This window comes from Nocardiopsis sp. MT53, from assembly GCF_019598965.1.
Classification (GTDB): domain Bacteria; phylum Actinomycetota; class Actinomycetes; order Streptosporangiales; family Streptosporangiaceae; genus Nocardiopsis; species Nocardiopsis changdeensis.
Map to the genome: position 1 here is coordinate 3,582,866 of NZ_CP080599.1, position 14,945 is coordinate 3,597,810.

Below are 14,945 nucleotides of genomic sequence, written 5' to 3' on the forward strand. Positions count from 1 at the left end.
CGGCTTGTCGCTTCTTTGCCGGGCGACCGTTTTCGTGTGCGGTGGCACAAGGCGATGTAACGTCGATCGGCAGTGGTTGAGGAATCTCCCGGCGATATACGACGGCGGTATGAATGAGCGGCCCCCACCTTTCGGAACGCCTCTCGATCCCCCTGTGCTTCTGGTCTCGCGCCGAGGTCCTGCACGCCTTGGAGGATCACGATGCCGGAGCCCTGTTCCGCCTCGTCCGGCAGTACTGCGGCGCGAGCCAGCAGGCGATCGGAGCGGCCGTCGACCTTGCGCAGCCGCACGTCAGTCGGATCATGTCGGGCCGGCAGCGGATGACGACGCTCCAGAGTTGGCAGCGAGTAGCGGACGGCCTCGAAATGCCGAACGATGCCCGTTGCATGATCGGGCTCGCCGACGCCCGGTCCGCATATATCGGCGGCAACTCCCGATCCGGTGCGTCGACTGCGGCAACAGGTGATCTATGGTCGGCGCCGAGAACAGTTGAGGACATCGCCGAGATCACGTTGAAGGACCTGATGAAACGCAGAGAGGCTCTTGTCGTCGGTGGCGCACTCGTCGTCGGTGCGGCGCTCACCGAGACTTTCGAACACTGGTTGCTGCCGCCCAGGGGCATCCTCGACCGCGGCAAGGGGAGGCTCGGGGAAAGCGAGCTTCGGCGGATCGAGGCCGCGACCGTGGCGCTACGGCACTGGGACGACCGCTGGCGCCTGGGGATCCGTCGCAAGGCCGTCGTCGGCCAGCTCTCCGAGGTCTCCGAACTCGCCGAGACCACTCAGTCGGCATCGGTCCAGGCGCGCCTCTTCGTCGTCATGGCCGAGCTGTCGAAGATAGCCGCGTCCATGTCCTACGACGCAGGCGATCATCCGACCGCGCAGAAGTACTACATGCTCTCGCTGCGGGCGATCCACCAGGCCGGCCCGGAACACAAGCTGTACGGTGTCGGAGTCCTGGCCGACATGGCGCGCCAGATGCTGGACACGAAGAACCCTCGCGATGCCCTCGACATCTCCCGGATCGCCTTGGACAGTGCCCAGGCGCACAAAGCGCCGTCAACGGTGCTGGCGATGCTCCGCACCCGGGAGGGGTGGTCCTACGCCGGCATGGGGCGCGCAGCGGCCTACACACGGTCCGTCGCCCAGGCCGAGGAGCTCCTGGAAGAAGGGGACGCCGATGAGCTTCCGAGCTGGGCGCGCAACTTCGACCGTGCCGAGCTGCTCGGGGTCGTCGGTGCGCGGTACCGGGATCTCGCCCTCGGGCAGGACGACAAGGTGGCGCGGACCGAGTACGCGCGATCGTCGGCCGACTACATCGCCCAGGCCCTTCGGCTGCGTGATCCGGAGAAGAGGCGCAACCGGGCGTTCGACCTGGTCGGCCTGGGACGGACCTACCTCGTTCTCGGAGAGCCCGAGGAGGCCGCGCGGGTCGTCGCCCAGGCCGCCGGTATCGAACGTGACCTCGGGTCGGGACGGGTACGCCGACGCCTGCACGACTGGCATCGCGAAGCCGCAGCCTTCCACCGGGAGCCCGCTGTGGCAGGGGTCCGCGAGGAGTTGTCGAATACCCTGCTGGCCGAACCCTCGACCTCGAAGGAGACGGCATGACACGGATCGGGATCACCGGTCACTCCAATCTGACGGCCGACAGCGTTCCCCTCGTGCGCAAGGCCCTCGCCGAGGTGCTCGCGCCGTACAGTGACGGAGACCTGGTCGGCCTCTCCTGCCTCGCCCGAGGGGCCGACCAGATCTTCGCCGAAGTCGTTCTGGAGACCGGCGGGAAGCTGGAAGTCGTGCTTCCCTCGGTCGACTACCGCGAGGCGAAGGTGAAGCCTCACGATCTCGACCGGTTCGACGACCTTCTGATGCGCTCGACGCTGGTCCGCTACATGCCGCACAAGACAGCGGGGCGAGAAGCCTACGAGGACGCGAACGAAGCGGTCCTGAGCGGGATCGACCGTCTCGTCGCAGTCTGGGACGGCCGGCCCTCCGACGGCAAGGGCGGTACCGGGGACGCGGTCGCGGCCGCTCGTGACCGGGGAGTCCCGGTCGACGTCGTCTGGCCGGACGGCACTCGGCGCGAGTGATCCGTTCCGGCGCAGAACGGCCGCTCCCCGAGGTGGAGCGGCCCTTTCGGTTCTGGGGCGGTAGCGGTTCCGGTGACAGCCGCGCCGGGATCCCGGTGTCCTGTCCCGTCCCCTCGATGGGGACCGGACCGGTGGCCTCCCGTGCTTCCTTCGATCCGGCGGCCTCTGGGTAGGGTCTTGACCCTCACACCGTGTCAGGCGGTCGACTCGGAGACACCATGTTCACCATCGGAGATTTCGCCCGGCACGGCTGCGTCTCGGTCCGCATGCTGCGTCACTACGACGCGACAGGACTCCTGCGCCCGGCCCACGTCGACCCCGCCAGCGGCTACCGCTACTACACCGCCGCCCAGCTCTCCCGCCTCAACCGGATCATCGCGCTCAAGGACCTCGGATTCACCCTCCAGCAGGTCCGGGAGATCGTGGACGAGAAGGTCGGCGCCGACGAACTGCGCGGCATGCTGCGGCTGCGGCGGGCCGACCTGGAGACCGCGAGGACTTCCGCGCAGGCCCGGCTGCTCCAGGTCGAGGCGAGGCTCCGAGCGATCGAGAGCGAGGGGCACATGCCCACCAACGACGTCGTCATCAAGAACGTCCCCGCCGTCCGAGTGGCGGAGCTGACCGCGACCGCCGCGAGCTTCGGGCCCGAGGACATCGGCCCCGTCATCGGGCCGCTCTACGACGAGCTGTTCCGGCTCCTGGACGCGGCCGGCATCGCCCCCACGGGCCCCGGCATCGCCTACTACGAGGACGCTCCCGAGGGCGGCGGCCGGATCACCGTCCACGCCGCCGTCCAGGTCTCCGCGCCTCTCCGGGACGGCGACTTCCGGGTCCTCGACCTGCCGTCCCTGGACCAGGCGGCGACCATCGTGCACCGCGGCTCGATGGACGCCGTGCTCCCCACCGCCCAGGCCCTGGCCCACTGGATCGACGCCAACGGCTACCGGCCCGCCGGGCACCCCCGCGAGATCAACCTGGAGTGCCCCGAGGACCGCGACGACTGGGTGACCGAACTCCAGGCACCGGTGACCCGGGCCTGACCGGTCGTTCCCGGACCGTCCGATCCCGTCCGGCCCGGTCCCGCCCGGTTCCGCCTGGTCCCGCCCGGACCAGGGCCGGGACCGGGCACGGGGTCGGGTGGCCGGGGCCGTAGCGCGCCCCGCCGCCCGACCCCGCCCTCCGGGGCTTCCCGCGACGGTCCGGTGCCCCGGAGGGGAACCCGCGCCGGTCCGCCTCAGCGGCCCTCGGTCCCGTTCCTGCGGGCCGCGGCCCTGGCGCCCCGCCGGCGCAGGTCGGCCCGTGCCGTCCACTCGTAGACCGCGTCGTACCCGGCGATTCCGAGCCCCATCAGTCCCAGGAGCCCGGTGATCACCGTGACCGGGATCAGGTCCAGCATCCTGGAGAGCACCGCCACGACCATGAACCCGATCCCCAGGCCCAGGCCCCACTTCCCAATACCGCTCATAACGAGCGAACCTATCGGATCCGCCCTGGCCGAGGATTCCGTGGTGCACACCGGCGTGACCGGCGATGTGACCGGTCGTGGCCGGGCCGTTCGAGCGCCTCGAGCGCCTCGAGCGCCTCAAGCGCCCCGAGCGGTCCGCCCCGCCGACGGTCTCCGTGCCGGTGACGAGCCCGGCGACGCCGACCGCTTCCGACGGGGCGGCGCCCGTTCCCGCCGTCATCCGACCGGCCCCTCACACCCGGCCCGCCTCGGCCTCTGCGTGAAAACCGGCTCTGACCAGGGAATTTGACCTCAACAGCAGTTGAGCTGATGAGGTGTTCGCCGTCTGCTTCGGAACCAGGGAGAGCGAACGGTCATGGCGAACAGCACAGGCGGAGCGGTCACGGGGGCCGCACCGCACCCGGGGCCGGCGGACCGGCCGTCCCGATTGACGCTTCCGGTGGTCCTGGTCGGCGTCGTCCTGGTGGCGATGTCCATCTCGGGAACGGCGGTGGCACTCCCGAGCATCGGCCGTGACCTCGATACCTCCGGTTCTCCGTTGAACTGGGTCGTCGCCGGTTACAACCTGGCCTTCGCCGCCATGACGCTCATCGCGGGGTCGACCGCCGACCGGGTCGGACGGCGGCGGGTCTTCGTCGTCTCGGCGCTGGTGTTCTCGGTCGGCTTCCTCGGGACGGCACTGAGCCCGATGATCGTGGCCGTCGACGTTTTCCGCGTCGTCTCCGGTGTCGGAGGCGCGGGGATCATGGCGGCGGGCGGCGCCGTCCTGGCCTCCACGTACGAGGGGGCCGCCCGCAACCGCGCTTTCGCTCTGATGGGCACCATGGCCGGGCTCGGTATCGCGATCGGCCCCACCTTGTCGGGACTGCTGATCAGCGCCATGGGGTGGCGGGGAGGCTTCGCGGCCTTCACCGTGATCGGACTGCTGGTCGCCGTGGGCGGGACCCGTGTCCGGGAGTCCCGCGCGGCCGCTTCCGAACGGACCGACCGTGTGGGCGGTGTCCTGTTCGTGGCCGCGCTGACGCTGTTGATGTTCGCGCTGCTGGAGGCATCCGCGCTCGGCTGGACCCACCCGGCCGTCCTCGTGACCGGCATCGGGGGCCTGGCCGCCCTGGTCGTGTTCGGCATCGTTCAGCGGCACAGTGCCGCTCCGGTGCTGGCACCCGCCCTGGTCGCCAACCGCGGATTCCTGGGGTGGAGTCTGGCGACCCTGACCACCTCCATCGGGTTCCTGGGCGTCCTGGTCTTCCTGCCCACCTACCTGCAGGCGGCGGCGGACCTGTCCCCTGCGGCCGCAGGGGTCGCGATGCTGTTGCTGACCGCTCCCGTGCTCGTCGTGCCCATGGCCGCGGTGGGGCTGGTGAACAGGGGGGTTCCGGCCCGTGCGCTGATCATGGTCGCCCTGCTGCTGGTCGTGGCCGGGAACCTGTGGCTGGTGACCCTGGAGGCCGAGGACGCGGTCGCCGTCGTGGCAGCCCCGCTCGTGCTGATCGGCATCGGTATGGGGGCGTCCTTCGGTATCACCGACGGCCAGGCCATGGCGCTGGTCGACCCCGACGCCGTCGGTACGGCGGCCGGTTTCCTCAACACCCTGCGGGGAGCGGCCGAGGCCCTCGTGATCGCCGCGTACAGTGCTTCTCTCGTCGGTCTCCTGTCGGCCAGGCTCGATGACGCGGACCGCGCCGCCGAGGTCGGCGCCGGACGCCTCACCGACGGAGCGGAGGCGGTGGAACTGGAAGCCTTCACCTGGTCCTGGCAGCTGACCCAGCTCGGCGTCGGCCTGCTCTGCCTCGCCCTGTCGGTCACCGTGGCCGCACTGGTCTACAGCCGTGCCACGGTGTCCCACCGGGCAAGCTGAACGCCTGAGCACCAGGACCCCGAGCACGGAGAGGAGCGAGGCGGTGCACGTCGGCCCAGACGACCACCTCACGATCGGTGAGGTCATCCGCCGGACCGGTGTGTCCGCCTCCGCCCTGCACTTCTACGAACGCAAGGGCCTGATCTTCAGTGAGCGCGGCGGCGCCAACCAGCGCGTCTTCCCCCGGCACATGCTCCGCCGGATCTCCTTGGTCATCGTGGCCAAGAGACTCCGCATCCCCCTGTCGGACGTCGCCGAGGTCTTCGCCGGCCTCCCTGTCGACCGCGCCCCCACCCACAAGGACTGGCAGCGGGTCTCCCGGCGCTGGAAGAAGCAGCTGGAGGAGCGCCGCCGTGTCATCGAGAGGCTTGAACAGGAACTCACCGGCTGCATCGGCTGCGGCTGCCTGTCGATGAAGGCATGTCTGCTCCTCAACCCCGACGACGCCCTCGGCGGCCGCGGCACCGGTCCGGTACGCCTCCAACAGCCCGACACCACCCCCTAGCCCGGCCGGGGTCCGGCTTCGGGCGGGCCCGCCGCCGACAGCGGGAGGCGTGCCGTGCTCGCGGGCCGTTCGCGGGCCGCGGACGTGCTTTCCGGCGGCCCCGGCCTTTGGGGCAGAGCCGCGGCCGACCCCGTCCTTCGGATCGGCGGTGGTGCCGCCCCTCCAGGTTCGGCGGGAGGCCGCCGACCGGCCCCGCGCACCGATCCCCGGTTCCCACCCGGTTCTCCTTGGCCGGCCCCCTCAGCCCAGCGCCTGCGCCCCGATGACCGACAGCAGCCGGAGCTTCTCGTGGCTCTCACTGCCCGGGACGGCCGTGTAGACCAGCAGCGAGTGCGACTGGCCCGGGTCGATCAGCCTTTGGCAGTGCAGCTCCAGGGCGCCGACCTCCGGGTGGACGAAGTGCTTCACGTCGTGCGGCCGCACCCCCACCTCGTGCTCCTCCCACACCCGCCGGAACTCCTCGCTCCGCTCCAGCAGCAGCTCCGCGAGGTGGGCGGCCTGCGAGTCCGGCCCCCGCAGGGTGAGGATCTGGCGCAGCCCCGAGGCGTACATGCGGGAGAGGAACCCGTGCTCCTCCGGCGCGTACAGCAGTCGCGACCCCGGGTCGGTGAACCACCGGTACCCGATACTGCGTTCGGGCCCCGTGAACCGGGTCGTGTCCCCGGTCAGCGCCACCCCCATCGGGCTCTGCCGCAGCGTCTCCCCGAGCTCGGTGACGACCTCCGCGGGCGTGTCCTCCAACCGGTCCAGGATCCGCAGCAGGCCGGGGCTGACGTGCTCGCTGACCGACCCGCGCGCGGGCGGGTTGTGCCCGGCCAGGCGGAACAGGTGGTCCCGCTCGTCCAGCGACAGGTGCAGCCCCTGGGCGATCGAGGCGAGCATCTGGTGCGACGGCTGCGGCCCGCGCTCCTGTTCGAGCCGCGAGTAGTAGTCGGTCGACATGTGGCACAGCGCCGCGACCTCCTCGCGCCGCAGCCCCTTGGTCCTCCGCCGCCGCCCCCGCAGCATGCCGACGTCCTCGGGTTGCAGCGCCTCCCGCCGGTTCCGGAGGAACTCCGCCAGTCCGGTGCGATCGATCACGGCACGCCTTCTTCCTGCCAGGGGTTCGGGGATCCGGGGCTCCGGCCTGCCGGGATCCGATGTCCATGATCGGGGCCCGGGCCCCGGAGCCTCCGGGGATCCGCCGCCGGAACCCCGCCGTGGCCTCACCACGGCCTCACCAGGGTCTTCTCCCGTGTCTACCGTTCCCGCGCGCCTCCGACAACGGATCGCCGATCCCCCCTTACGTTCGGGGTGCGACCGCGTGAGCCCCGGATCGGGAGTCCCTGGATGAGGCCTCCGACTTCGCCGATCGTGGAACCATCACGACCCGAGGAGCCGAACCATGCCCCGCCGAACCATCGACATCACCGTGCCCGACCTGACCGGGAAGCTCGCCCTCGTCACCGGGGCGAGCGACGGCATGGGACTGGGAATGGCCGAACGCCTGGCCGCGGCCGGCGCGGAGGTCCTCCTGCCCGTCCGCAACACCCGCAAGGGCGAGGACGCCGTCGCCAGGATCCGCCGCGACAACCCGGACGCCCGGGTCTCCCTGCGCTCCCTCGACCTGTCCTCGCTCGACTCGGTCGCCGCCCTCGGGGAGACGCTCCGCGGCGAGGGTCGGCCGATCCACATCCTCATCAACAACGCGGGCGTGATGACCCCGCCCGACCGGCAGACCACGGCGGACGGCTTCGAGCTCCAGTTCGGCACCAACCACCTCGGCCACTTCGCGCTCGTCGGCCACCTCCTCCCCCTGCTGCGCGCCGGCCGCGCCCGCGTCACCTCGCAGATCAGCGTGGCCGCGAGGCGGGGCGCCATCAACTGGGACGATCTGAACTGGGAGCGCTCGTACGACGGCATGCGCGCCTACGCCCAGTCGAAGATCGCGTTCGGGCTCTTCGGCCTGGAACTGGAGCGGCGCAGCCGGATCCACGGGTGGGGCATCACCAGCAACCTGTCCCACCCCGGCGTCGCCCCGACCAGCCTGCTCGCCGCGCGCCCCGAGGTCGGCCGCGACCGGGACACCCTGGGCGTGCGCCTGATCCGGTTCCTGTCCGCCCGCGGCATCCTCGTCGGCACCGTCGAGACCGCGAAGCTCCCCGCGCTCATGGCCGCGACCGACCCCGCGGCCGAGCCCGCCGTGCTCTACGGCCCCAGCGGTCCCGGGAACCTCGGCGGACGGCCCGCCGCACAGAGGCTCTACCCGCCCCTGCGCAGCCCGCAGGAGGCCGAGCGGGTCTGGGAGGTCTCCGAACGGCTCACCCGGACCGGGATCCCCGCGGTCTGACCGCCGGCGGGAGGGGCGAGGGGCGCCCGGGGACAATGGGGGCATGGCCCCCTACCCGAACCCCTGCCGCAGCGGAGGTCACCGGTCGTCCCCCCAGGGAGAGGACGACCGGGACCCGGCGGCGAGGACACGCGCCGCCACCGCCCGCCTCATCGCCCTGGACACCCGCACCGGCGCCCGGCACCTGGTCCCGGCCGCCGCCTCGGCGGCCGCGGCCGCACGCCGTGCGGTGCGCGTCGGGTCAGGGGCCGGGGACGAGGTCCGGGCCGGGGCTCGGTCGTGGATCGGAGCCAGGTCCGGAACCGGTGCCGGGACCGCACCCGGACCCGGGCCCGACTTCGACCCCGGCCACGGCCCCGAACCCGGTCCGAGGACCGGATCCGGATCCGGAGCCGACCGGGACCTGCTCGCCGCCGTGGCCGAGGCCCATCAGGTCGCCGGCTGGATCGCCTACGACGCCGAGCACCAGCACCTCTCCCGGCGGATGAGCCTGGAGGCGCTGCGGCTGGCGCGCGCCGCCGGGGACCGTTCGATGGAGCACTTCGCGCTCGCCCAGCTCGCCATGCAGGACGTGCACGTCCACCGGCCGGCCGAGGCCGCGGACATCTGCGACGCGGTGACGCCGCAGACCCGGGGCAGCGTGCGCACCCTGTTCACACTGCGGGCGGCGCGGGCCGCGGGCCAGCTGGGCGAACGGATGCGCGCCCTGGACCTGATCCGCCTGACGCACAGCCGCCACCTGGACGGGCCGCGGGATGGGGACCCGGCCTGGTCCTGGTGGGTGAACGAGGCGGAGATCGCCTGGCACCACGCCATGATCCACGCCGACACCGGGGACCGGGCCGGGGCCGTCGAGCGGTTCGCCGCCGCCACCGACCGCCCGGGGTACGCGCGCGCCGTGTTCGTCGCCCACGCGAGCCTGCTGTGGGCGCTGGCCCGCGCGCGGGCCTGGAGCGAGGCCGAGGAGGTGCTGGTCCAGGAGGTGCTGCCGCGCCTGGGGGAGGTGGCCTCGACGCGCGTCGAACGGATGCTCGCCGAGGCGGCCCGTCGGCTGGACGGCGCCACCCGGCGGCCGAGCCTGCGCGACACCGCCCACGGCCTCGCCGCCTCCCTGCGCGAGGTCGCCCTACGTGAGAACCCCTTGCGCGAAAACCCTCGGCGCGAGGACTCTCGGTGCGCACCAGAAGGGAAGGCCCCGAACACCCCGAGTTCCTAGGCGTCGCTCCCGCCACCGGGATCCGCCGAGACCCGGCTTTCCGCAACAGGCCTTTCCGTGGCGGGTCCTTCCCCTACGCCACTCCCCGTGGCGGCCCTTCTCCGGGCGGGCCGACCGCCCTGTTCACGGCTCCACGACGTCGATCACGACGTTCCCGAGCTTGCGCCCCGTCTCCACGAACCGGTACGCCTCCACGATCCGTTCCAGCGGGTAGTGCCGGTCGATCAGCGGCCGGAACCGCCCGGTCGCCAACAGGTCCGCGAACCACCGGGCCATCTCCTGGTCCTCCGAGGGGACCGGGAACCGCACCGTCCGCCCCGGCAGCCAGGGGGTCGTCAGCGCCAGCACCGCGTTCTGCCAGTACGGGCCCACGTCGGACGACGCGAACCGGCCCCGGGGAGTGAGCAGCTGCCGGCACCGCCCGTACGTGCTCTTGCCGACCGCGTCGAGGACGACGTCGTAGGTCCGACCGCCCGCGGTGAAGTCCTCGGTCTCGAAGTCGACGACCCGGTCCGCGCCCAGGTTCCGGACCGTTTCCACGTGCGCGGTCGGAGCCGTCGCGGTCACCTCGGCACCCAGGGCCTTCAGCAGCTGCACCGCGGCCGACCCGATCGCCCCCGTCGCCCCGTGGACGAGCACCCGCTCGCCCTCCACGACGCGGAGCCAGCGGGCCGCCGCCAGCGCGTAGTGCGCGCCCTCGGTCGCACAGGCCGCCGTGGCGAAGGGCACCCCGTCCGGGATCTCCGCGACCATCCCCGAGGCGGGGACCGCCAGGTACTCCGCGTGGGCGCCGAAGGCCCCCTCGTTGTATCCGAAGACGCGGTCGCCGGGGGAGAAGCCGGTGACCGACGCCCCGACCTCCTCGACCACCCCCGCGTACTCCGTCCCCAGCACGCGTCGGCGCGGACGCGTCAGGCCGGTGAAGCCGCGAACGAAGAAGGGACGGGCGGCACGGTAGGCGCAGTCCGTCCGGTTCACCGCGGTCGCGTGCACGCGGACCAGCAGGTCGCCGTCACCGGGTTCCGGGGCGGGGACCTCCCCGATCCGCACCACGTCGGGGGGACCGTACCGATCGTGCACCGCGGCTCTCATGGCACGACGCTACCGGGGCGGCCCCGGCTGTTCCAGGGGGTCGGGGCCGGATGCCGGAAGTGGCCACGGCTCCGGCCACGGGGCCCGCCCCGGACGGCGGTTCCGCCGCCTCGCCCGCCACGGCTCCGGCGTCGAGACGGCGGCGGAACCGTGGCCGGGCGGGGTGCGGCGCTCAGGCGGGCAGCACGGCCTCGACGGCCTTGACGACGTCCTCGGACTCCGGCTCCGTCTGCGGCGCGAAGCGCGCGGCGACGGTGCCGTCCGGCGCGATGAGGAACTTCTCGAAGTTCCACCGGATATCGCCGGTGTGGCCCTCGGCGTCGGCCGCGGAGACCAGCTCCCCGTACAGGGGGTGCCGCCCGTCGCCGTTCACGTCGACCTTCTCCGTCATCGGGAAGGTGACGCCGTAGGTGGTCGAGCAGAACTGCGCGATCTCCTCGGAGGTGCCCGGCTCCTGGCCCATGAACTGGTTGCAGGGGACCCCGAGCACGGTGAACCCGCGCTCCCCGTACTGCTTCTGCAGGTTCTCCAGGGCCGCGTACTGCGGCGTCAGCCCGCACCGGGACGCGACGTTGACGACCAGCACGGCCCGGCCCCGGTACTGGGACAGGTCGGCGGAACCGCCGTCGAGGGCGCCGATCTCTACATCGAAAACGGACATGTCACTCCTTGCTCCGCGGGTTTCTCCGTTGTCGGACACCTTCTCACCCCGGCTCCGGCGCCTCGCCGGGGGCACGCGCCGAAGCCGGCGGGCCGCCGCCCGGATTCCCGCGTGATGTAGGACAGGAGTCGGCCTGGACGCCTCCTAGCATCGCCACCGTGAATCACGCAGACCGAAGTGAGAGGGACGCGATGCCCGAGCAGACCGGCGCCACCCCCGAGGGCTACACGACCGTTGCCCCCTGGATCGTCACCGAGGACACGGCGGCTTTCCTGCGGTTCGTCACCGGGGCGTTCGGCGGCGAGGAGATCGGACGGGTGCTCACCGAGGACGGCCTGGTGGGCCACGCGGAGATCCGCGTCGGAGACACGGTCGTGCTGGCCTTCGACCGGCGCGAGGACTGGCCCGCCATGCCCGGCCTCCTGCGCGTGTTCGTGCCCGACGCGGACGAGGCCTGCGCGCGGGCCGTGGCGCTCGGCGGCCGGGTGGTCACCCCCGTGATGGACAACCCCTTCGGCCAGCGCGGATGCCGGGTCAGGGACCCCTTCGGCAATATCTGGTGGGTGACCGCCCACGTCGAGGACGTCACCGAGGAGCAGATGTGGGAGCGCCTGGAGGACCCCGTCCACGTCGCGGGCATGCGCCAGGCACAGGAGACGCTCGACGCCGAACTCAGCGGCCGGAGCCGCGGCCGCAGCAGCGCACCGGTGAAGACCGCCTGACCGGCCGGGAGGACCGTTGCCCCCGGAGCCCCGCCGCGGGGGCTCCGGGCCCCGGGTCCTCTGTGCGGGTCGCACATCCGGTGGGGAAGCCGGATCGTTCGGACGTGTTCGGGGGAACCGGCCCCGGGGCGGGGCCCGAGAGGGCAGGATGGCGCGGCGGGGGAGTCAACACCCCGTGCCACCGCCGTCCACCCGCGAAGGAGAACCGTGTCCCTGCTGATCCCGTCGCTTCCCGACCTGGACTCCCACTGGTCGCGCGTCGCCCACCACCTGGGCGCCCGCCCGGACACCGCGACCCCGCACCCGGGGTCCGGCGGGCACACCCGCAGCGGGCCGGTCACCACGGCCGACGGGGAGCCCGGCTGGCTGCGGATCTGGTGCGCGCCCCGGTCGGAGGGGGCGGTGTGGGAGGGGCCGGCACTGGCGGCGCACCTCTTCGACGAACGCGTCCCGCGCCCGGCGCTGCTGGCCGAGGCCGCCTGGGACGGGGAGGACGACGACCGGTGGGCGGTGCAGGCCCACCTGTACGAGCGGCTGCCCTCGCCGCCGCTGTCACCGGAGCCGGCGCTGCTCCAGGCCCCGGACCTGCCGGAACAGTGGTGGGCGGACCTGGCCGAGGCGGTGGCCGCGATCCGCGGGGTCCCCGCGCACCCCGAGCGCACGGTCATCGACCAGGGATACGTCCACCGCGTTCCGGACATCCTGCCCGAGTTCGCGGCGGAGGACCTGACCGTCCGGCACTGGGAGACCGCCCACGGAGACCTGCACTGGGCCAACCTCACGGCCGCGCCGCTGCGCATCATCGACTGGGAGGGCTGGGGCGCCGCCCCGGCCGGGTTCGACGCCGCCCTCCTGCACACCTACGCCCTGCCCGTACCGGACCTCGCCCGCCGCGTGCGCGCGGAGTTCGCGGGGCTGCTGGACACCCCGTCCGGCCGTCTGGCGCAGTTGGCCGTCGCCGCCGAGGTCGTCCAGGCCGCCGAGCACGACGACACCCACGCCCGCTTGGAGCCGTTCGTCCGCCGCCACCTCGGAACCCTCCTCTGAGCCCAGCCCGGCTCACCCCGCGACGGCGACCCGCCACCACCAATGCCCGCCGGGGGCTCAGGTGGTCCTTCGGGACCCTTACCGGAACGCTCACAGCAAGCCCCACCCTCGGAAAGCGCACGCCAGGGCTTCTCCGAGCCACCGCGTCCACGCGGGGTTCGCGGGGCCGGAGGGCGGCCGGTGTTTCCGCCGACCCCGGCCGCCCGCCTCCGCTGTGCGGAAGCGGTATCGCTCCGAGATGAACGGCTCAGGGACGAGTTCGCGGCGCAGCTCCAAAGGAGTCTTATTTCAGTCCGGCCGCGTTGAATCCTTGGCCCTCCTCGTTCGGAGGGTAGTACTTGATCCCGTACCGTTCGGGCTCTGCGTAGAACGTGGGCTCGCCCGGCTCCACCTCGACTCCGATCGAATCTTCGATCTCTTTTATGGCGGCGGCCAGTCGCGGCGCATTATTCTGATGGATCAACGGATGGGGATCGCCCGAAAAATCATACCAGGACCAGATGTCATGAATGACACCGAGGACTCCGGTGACACCGAATATCTGGACATCGACCGAGAAGTCGACAAGCCTGGGCTCCCACTTCTCGTTCCCTTGCTCGTCGATCCAGGCTCCCGGGCCCGTCATATATATCCGATACGCCCTTGATTCCGGGTGGGCTCTCGGCTGGCTGTCGGCTATGCGGGCGGCCAGTTCATCCGCTTCGAGCCGCTCGCCCGGAGGAATGGATATCGTGGAGCCGAGGCCGATCGGGCCCTTGCCTTTTTGGTCCCAGGATATCTCTATGCGTCTGGCCTCCATCAACTTTTTCGCACCGAGAACCCGAGCGGCCTTCACCGCCGTGGAGACGCCGAGGGTCAGGTCCCGGCCATCCGGGGTCTCCTGGAGCCACTCCCACGAAGCGACTACTCCGCGTGCGGATCGAAGAAGTGCCATGATGATCACTCCGGATGGATGTCGCGCTATGTCTCTTCTGAGAAGTGAGAAGCCCCTGCTGGGGGCGTCGGCTGCCTAAAGCCCGGCGCCAGAGGGTTCTCGTGCTGTATACGGCAGGTCGTGTTCCGGGGAGTTCGAGTCCTTGGTTGGTTCGACCACCCATTGTCCACGCGGCGTGGCCTCCGACACCATCACCAGTAAGAACATGGTCCTTTCGGAATCCGGCGCTCTTCGAAAAAATCATCGGGAAAGAGGTCTGTGTACTTGCGGGCGGTCATCGTCATCGAACCGCGACGCGATCTCCCAGGTCGTTCTTTCCGCCAGTAGATCGAAAAAGAACTGGACTTTCTCTGGTGCGTCGATCCACCTGGCCTGTTCGACATCTATCACGGTAGGATAATCTTCGCTCAGATCTACTTCGACTCCGACCGTGAGGTTTCCGACTTTTTCGTCCATCCTCTCAAAGGAGAACCGGAACTCCCCTTCGGTCACTTCTTGTTCCGAGTTCGATTCGGGGAAGTTTCGGATCGTATCCACAACCTCCTCGAGGTCGGCTGAAACCCAGATGAACTCTGTTCTTGACAATGGATCCTCTCTGGGATGGGTATCTCCAAAATGTCATGCGGGATTCCTGGGAGCCCCGGGCATCAGTTCAGGCGAGGCCTGTGGACAAGTGGGCGGTCGTTCTCGTCAAAACGGGAGGAGATCTCCCATCTTGTCCTCTTGGCAACCAGGTCGAAGATGAACTGGACTTTTTCAGGGTTGTCCGACCAGGTCGCCGAGAACACATCTATGGCCGTGCTGTACGGACCGGATGAAACCTCTTCGATGTGAACATCGACGTCTCCGACGTGTTCGTCTCCGGACGCAACACGGAATTCAAAAGTTTCAGGGGCATTGCTCCACTCTCGTACCGTTTCCGGAAACCCGCGCAACGTAGAGGCGACTTCGTTGGGGGTGGCTGAAACCTCGATGAACTCGGCTCTCGACAATATCCCTCCTAAGGGTTGTCCCGTAATCGTGTCCG

At 70.9% G+C, this 14,945-nt stretch carries 16 protein-coding genes; 9 read left to right on the forward strand and 7 right to left on the reverse strand.

Features of this window, described 5'->3' with window-relative positions; all coding sequences use genetic code 11:
- Window positions 1-113 precede the first annotated feature (113 nt).
- The 3 genes from K1J57_RS15975 (at window position 114) to K1J57_RS15985 (ending at window position 3,129) form a co-directional block, all read left to right on the forward strand.
- Window positions 114-1,610, forward strand: coding sequence for a helix-turn-helix transcriptional regulator (locus tag K1J57_RS15975; protein WP_220565235.1), 1,497 nt, complete (start codon window positions 114-116; stop codon window positions 1,608-1,610).
- Window positions 1,607-2,089 (forward strand): hypothetical protein, encoded by a 483-nt coding sequence (locus tag K1J57_RS15980; RefSeq protein ID WP_220565236.1) that lies wholly within the window; start codon window positions 1,607-1,609, stop codon window positions 2,087-2,089. The genes K1J57_RS15975 and K1J57_RS15980 overlap by 4 nt, the downstream gene beginning before the upstream one ends.
- Window positions 2,090-2,307: 218 nt before the next feature.
- Window positions 2,308-3,129, forward strand: coding sequence for a MerR family transcriptional regulator (locus K1J57_RS15985; protein WP_220565237.1), 822 nt, complete (start codon window positions 2,308-2,310; stop codon window positions 3,127-3,129).
- 194 nt (window positions 3,130-3,323) lie between these two features.
- Here the strand turns inward: K1J57_RS15985 and K1J57_RS15990 are convergent, their stop codons facing one another.
- The gene (locus tag K1J57_RS15990) at window positions 3,324-3,554 is read right to left on the reverse strand and encodes a hypothetical protein (protein ID WP_220565238.1); all 231 of its coding nucleotides are present in this window, start codon (window positions 3,552-3,554) and stop codon (window positions 3,324-3,326) included.
- 355 nt (window positions 3,555-3,909) lie between these two features.
- Here K1J57_RS15990 and K1J57_RS15995 point away from each other — a divergent pair, with 355 nt between their 5' ends.
- Window positions 3,910-5,412 (forward strand): MFS transporter, encoded by a 1,503-nt coding sequence (locus K1J57_RS15995; protein WP_220565239.1) that lies wholly within the window; start codon window positions 3,910-3,912, stop codon window positions 5,410-5,412.
- 43 nt (window positions 5,413-5,455) lie between these two features.
- Window positions 5,456-5,917 (forward strand): redox-sensitive transcriptional activator SoxR, encoded by a 462-nt coding sequence (gene soxR, locus K1J57_RS16000; protein WP_220565240.1) that lies wholly within the window; start codon window positions 5,456-5,458, stop codon window positions 5,915-5,917.
- A gap of 240 nt (window positions 5,918-6,157) precedes the next feature.
- On the opposite strand, the gene K1J57_RS16005 is transcribed toward soxR, so the two are convergent.
- Window positions 6,158-6,997 carry a helix-turn-helix transcriptional regulator gene (locus K1J57_RS16005; protein ID WP_220565241.1) on the reverse strand — a complete coding sequence of 280 codons (840 nt, stop codon included), beginning with the start codon at window positions 6,995-6,997 and terminating at the stop codon, window positions 6,158-6,160.
- Window positions 6,998-7,301: 304 nt separating this feature from the next.
- On the opposite strand from K1J57_RS16005, the gene K1J57_RS16010 reads away from it, so the two are divergent.
- A complete protein-coding gene (locus K1J57_RS16010) occupies window positions 7,302-8,246 on the forward strand; it encodes an SDR family oxidoreductase (protein WP_220565242.1) in 945 nt (314 codons plus the stop codon).
- Between the two features lie 43 nt (window positions 8,247-8,289).
- The gene (locus K1J57_RS16015) at window positions 8,290-9,462 is read left to right on the forward strand and encodes a DNA-binding protein (RefSeq protein ID WP_220565243.1); all 1,173 of its coding nucleotides are present in this window, start codon (window positions 8,290-8,292) and stop codon (window positions 9,460-9,462) included.
- Window positions 9,463-9,585: 123 nt separating this feature from the next.
- Here the strand turns inward: K1J57_RS16015 and K1J57_RS16020 are convergent, their stop codons facing one another.
- Together K1J57_RS16020 and K1J57_RS16025 are read right to left on the reverse strand one after the other, a co-directional pair.
- Entirely contained in the window at window positions 9,586-10,554 is a 969-nt protein-coding gene (locus K1J57_RS16020) for an NAD(P)-dependent alcohol dehydrogenase (RefSeq protein WP_220565244.1), read from the reverse strand.
- 172 nt (window positions 10,555-10,726) lie between these two features.
- The gene (locus tag K1J57_RS16025; RefSeq protein ID WP_220565245.1) at window positions 10,727-11,215 is read right to left on the reverse strand and encodes a glutathione peroxidase; all 489 of its coding nucleotides are present in this window, start codon (window positions 11,213-11,215) and stop codon (window positions 10,727-10,729) included.
- Between the two features lie 158 nt (window positions 11,216-11,373).
- On the opposite strand from K1J57_RS16025, the gene K1J57_RS16030 reads away from it, so the two are divergent.
- Together K1J57_RS16030 and K1J57_RS33490 are read left to right on the forward strand one after the other, a co-directional pair.
- The gene (locus K1J57_RS16030) at window positions 11,374-11,937 is read left to right on the forward strand and encodes a VOC family protein (RefSeq protein WP_255647086.1); all 564 of its coding nucleotides are present in this window, start codon (window positions 11,374-11,376) and stop codon (window positions 11,935-11,937) included.
- Between the two features lie 207 nt (window positions 11,938-12,144).
- Complete coding sequence (locus tag K1J57_RS33490; protein ID WP_255647087.1) at window positions 12,145-12,984, forward strand: phosphotransferase; 840 nt, start codon at window positions 12,145-12,147, stop codon at window positions 12,982-12,984.
- A gap of 283 nt (window positions 12,985-13,267) precedes the next feature.
- Here the strand turns inward: K1J57_RS33490 and K1J57_RS16040 are convergent, their stop codons facing one another.
- The 3 genes from K1J57_RS16040 to K1J57_RS16050 form a co-directional block, all read right to left on the reverse strand.
- Window positions 13,268-13,927, reverse strand: a complete 660-nt coding sequence (locus tag K1J57_RS16040) for a hypothetical protein (protein ID WP_220565246.1) — start codon at window positions 13,925-13,927, stop codon at window positions 13,268-13,270.
- A gap of 231 nt (window positions 13,928-14,158) precedes the next feature.
- Window positions 14,159-14,503 carry a hypothetical protein gene (locus K1J57_RS16045; protein ID WP_220565247.1) on the reverse strand — a complete coding sequence of 115 codons (345 nt, stop codon included), beginning with the start codon at window positions 14,501-14,503 and terminating at the stop codon, window positions 14,159-14,161.
- A gap of 62 nt (window positions 14,504-14,565) precedes the next feature.
- Window positions 14,566-14,910, reverse strand: coding sequence for a hypothetical protein (locus K1J57_RS16050; RefSeq protein WP_220565248.1), 345 nt, complete (start codon window positions 14,908-14,910; stop codon window positions 14,566-14,568).
- Window positions 14,911-14,945 lie beyond the last annotated feature (35 nt).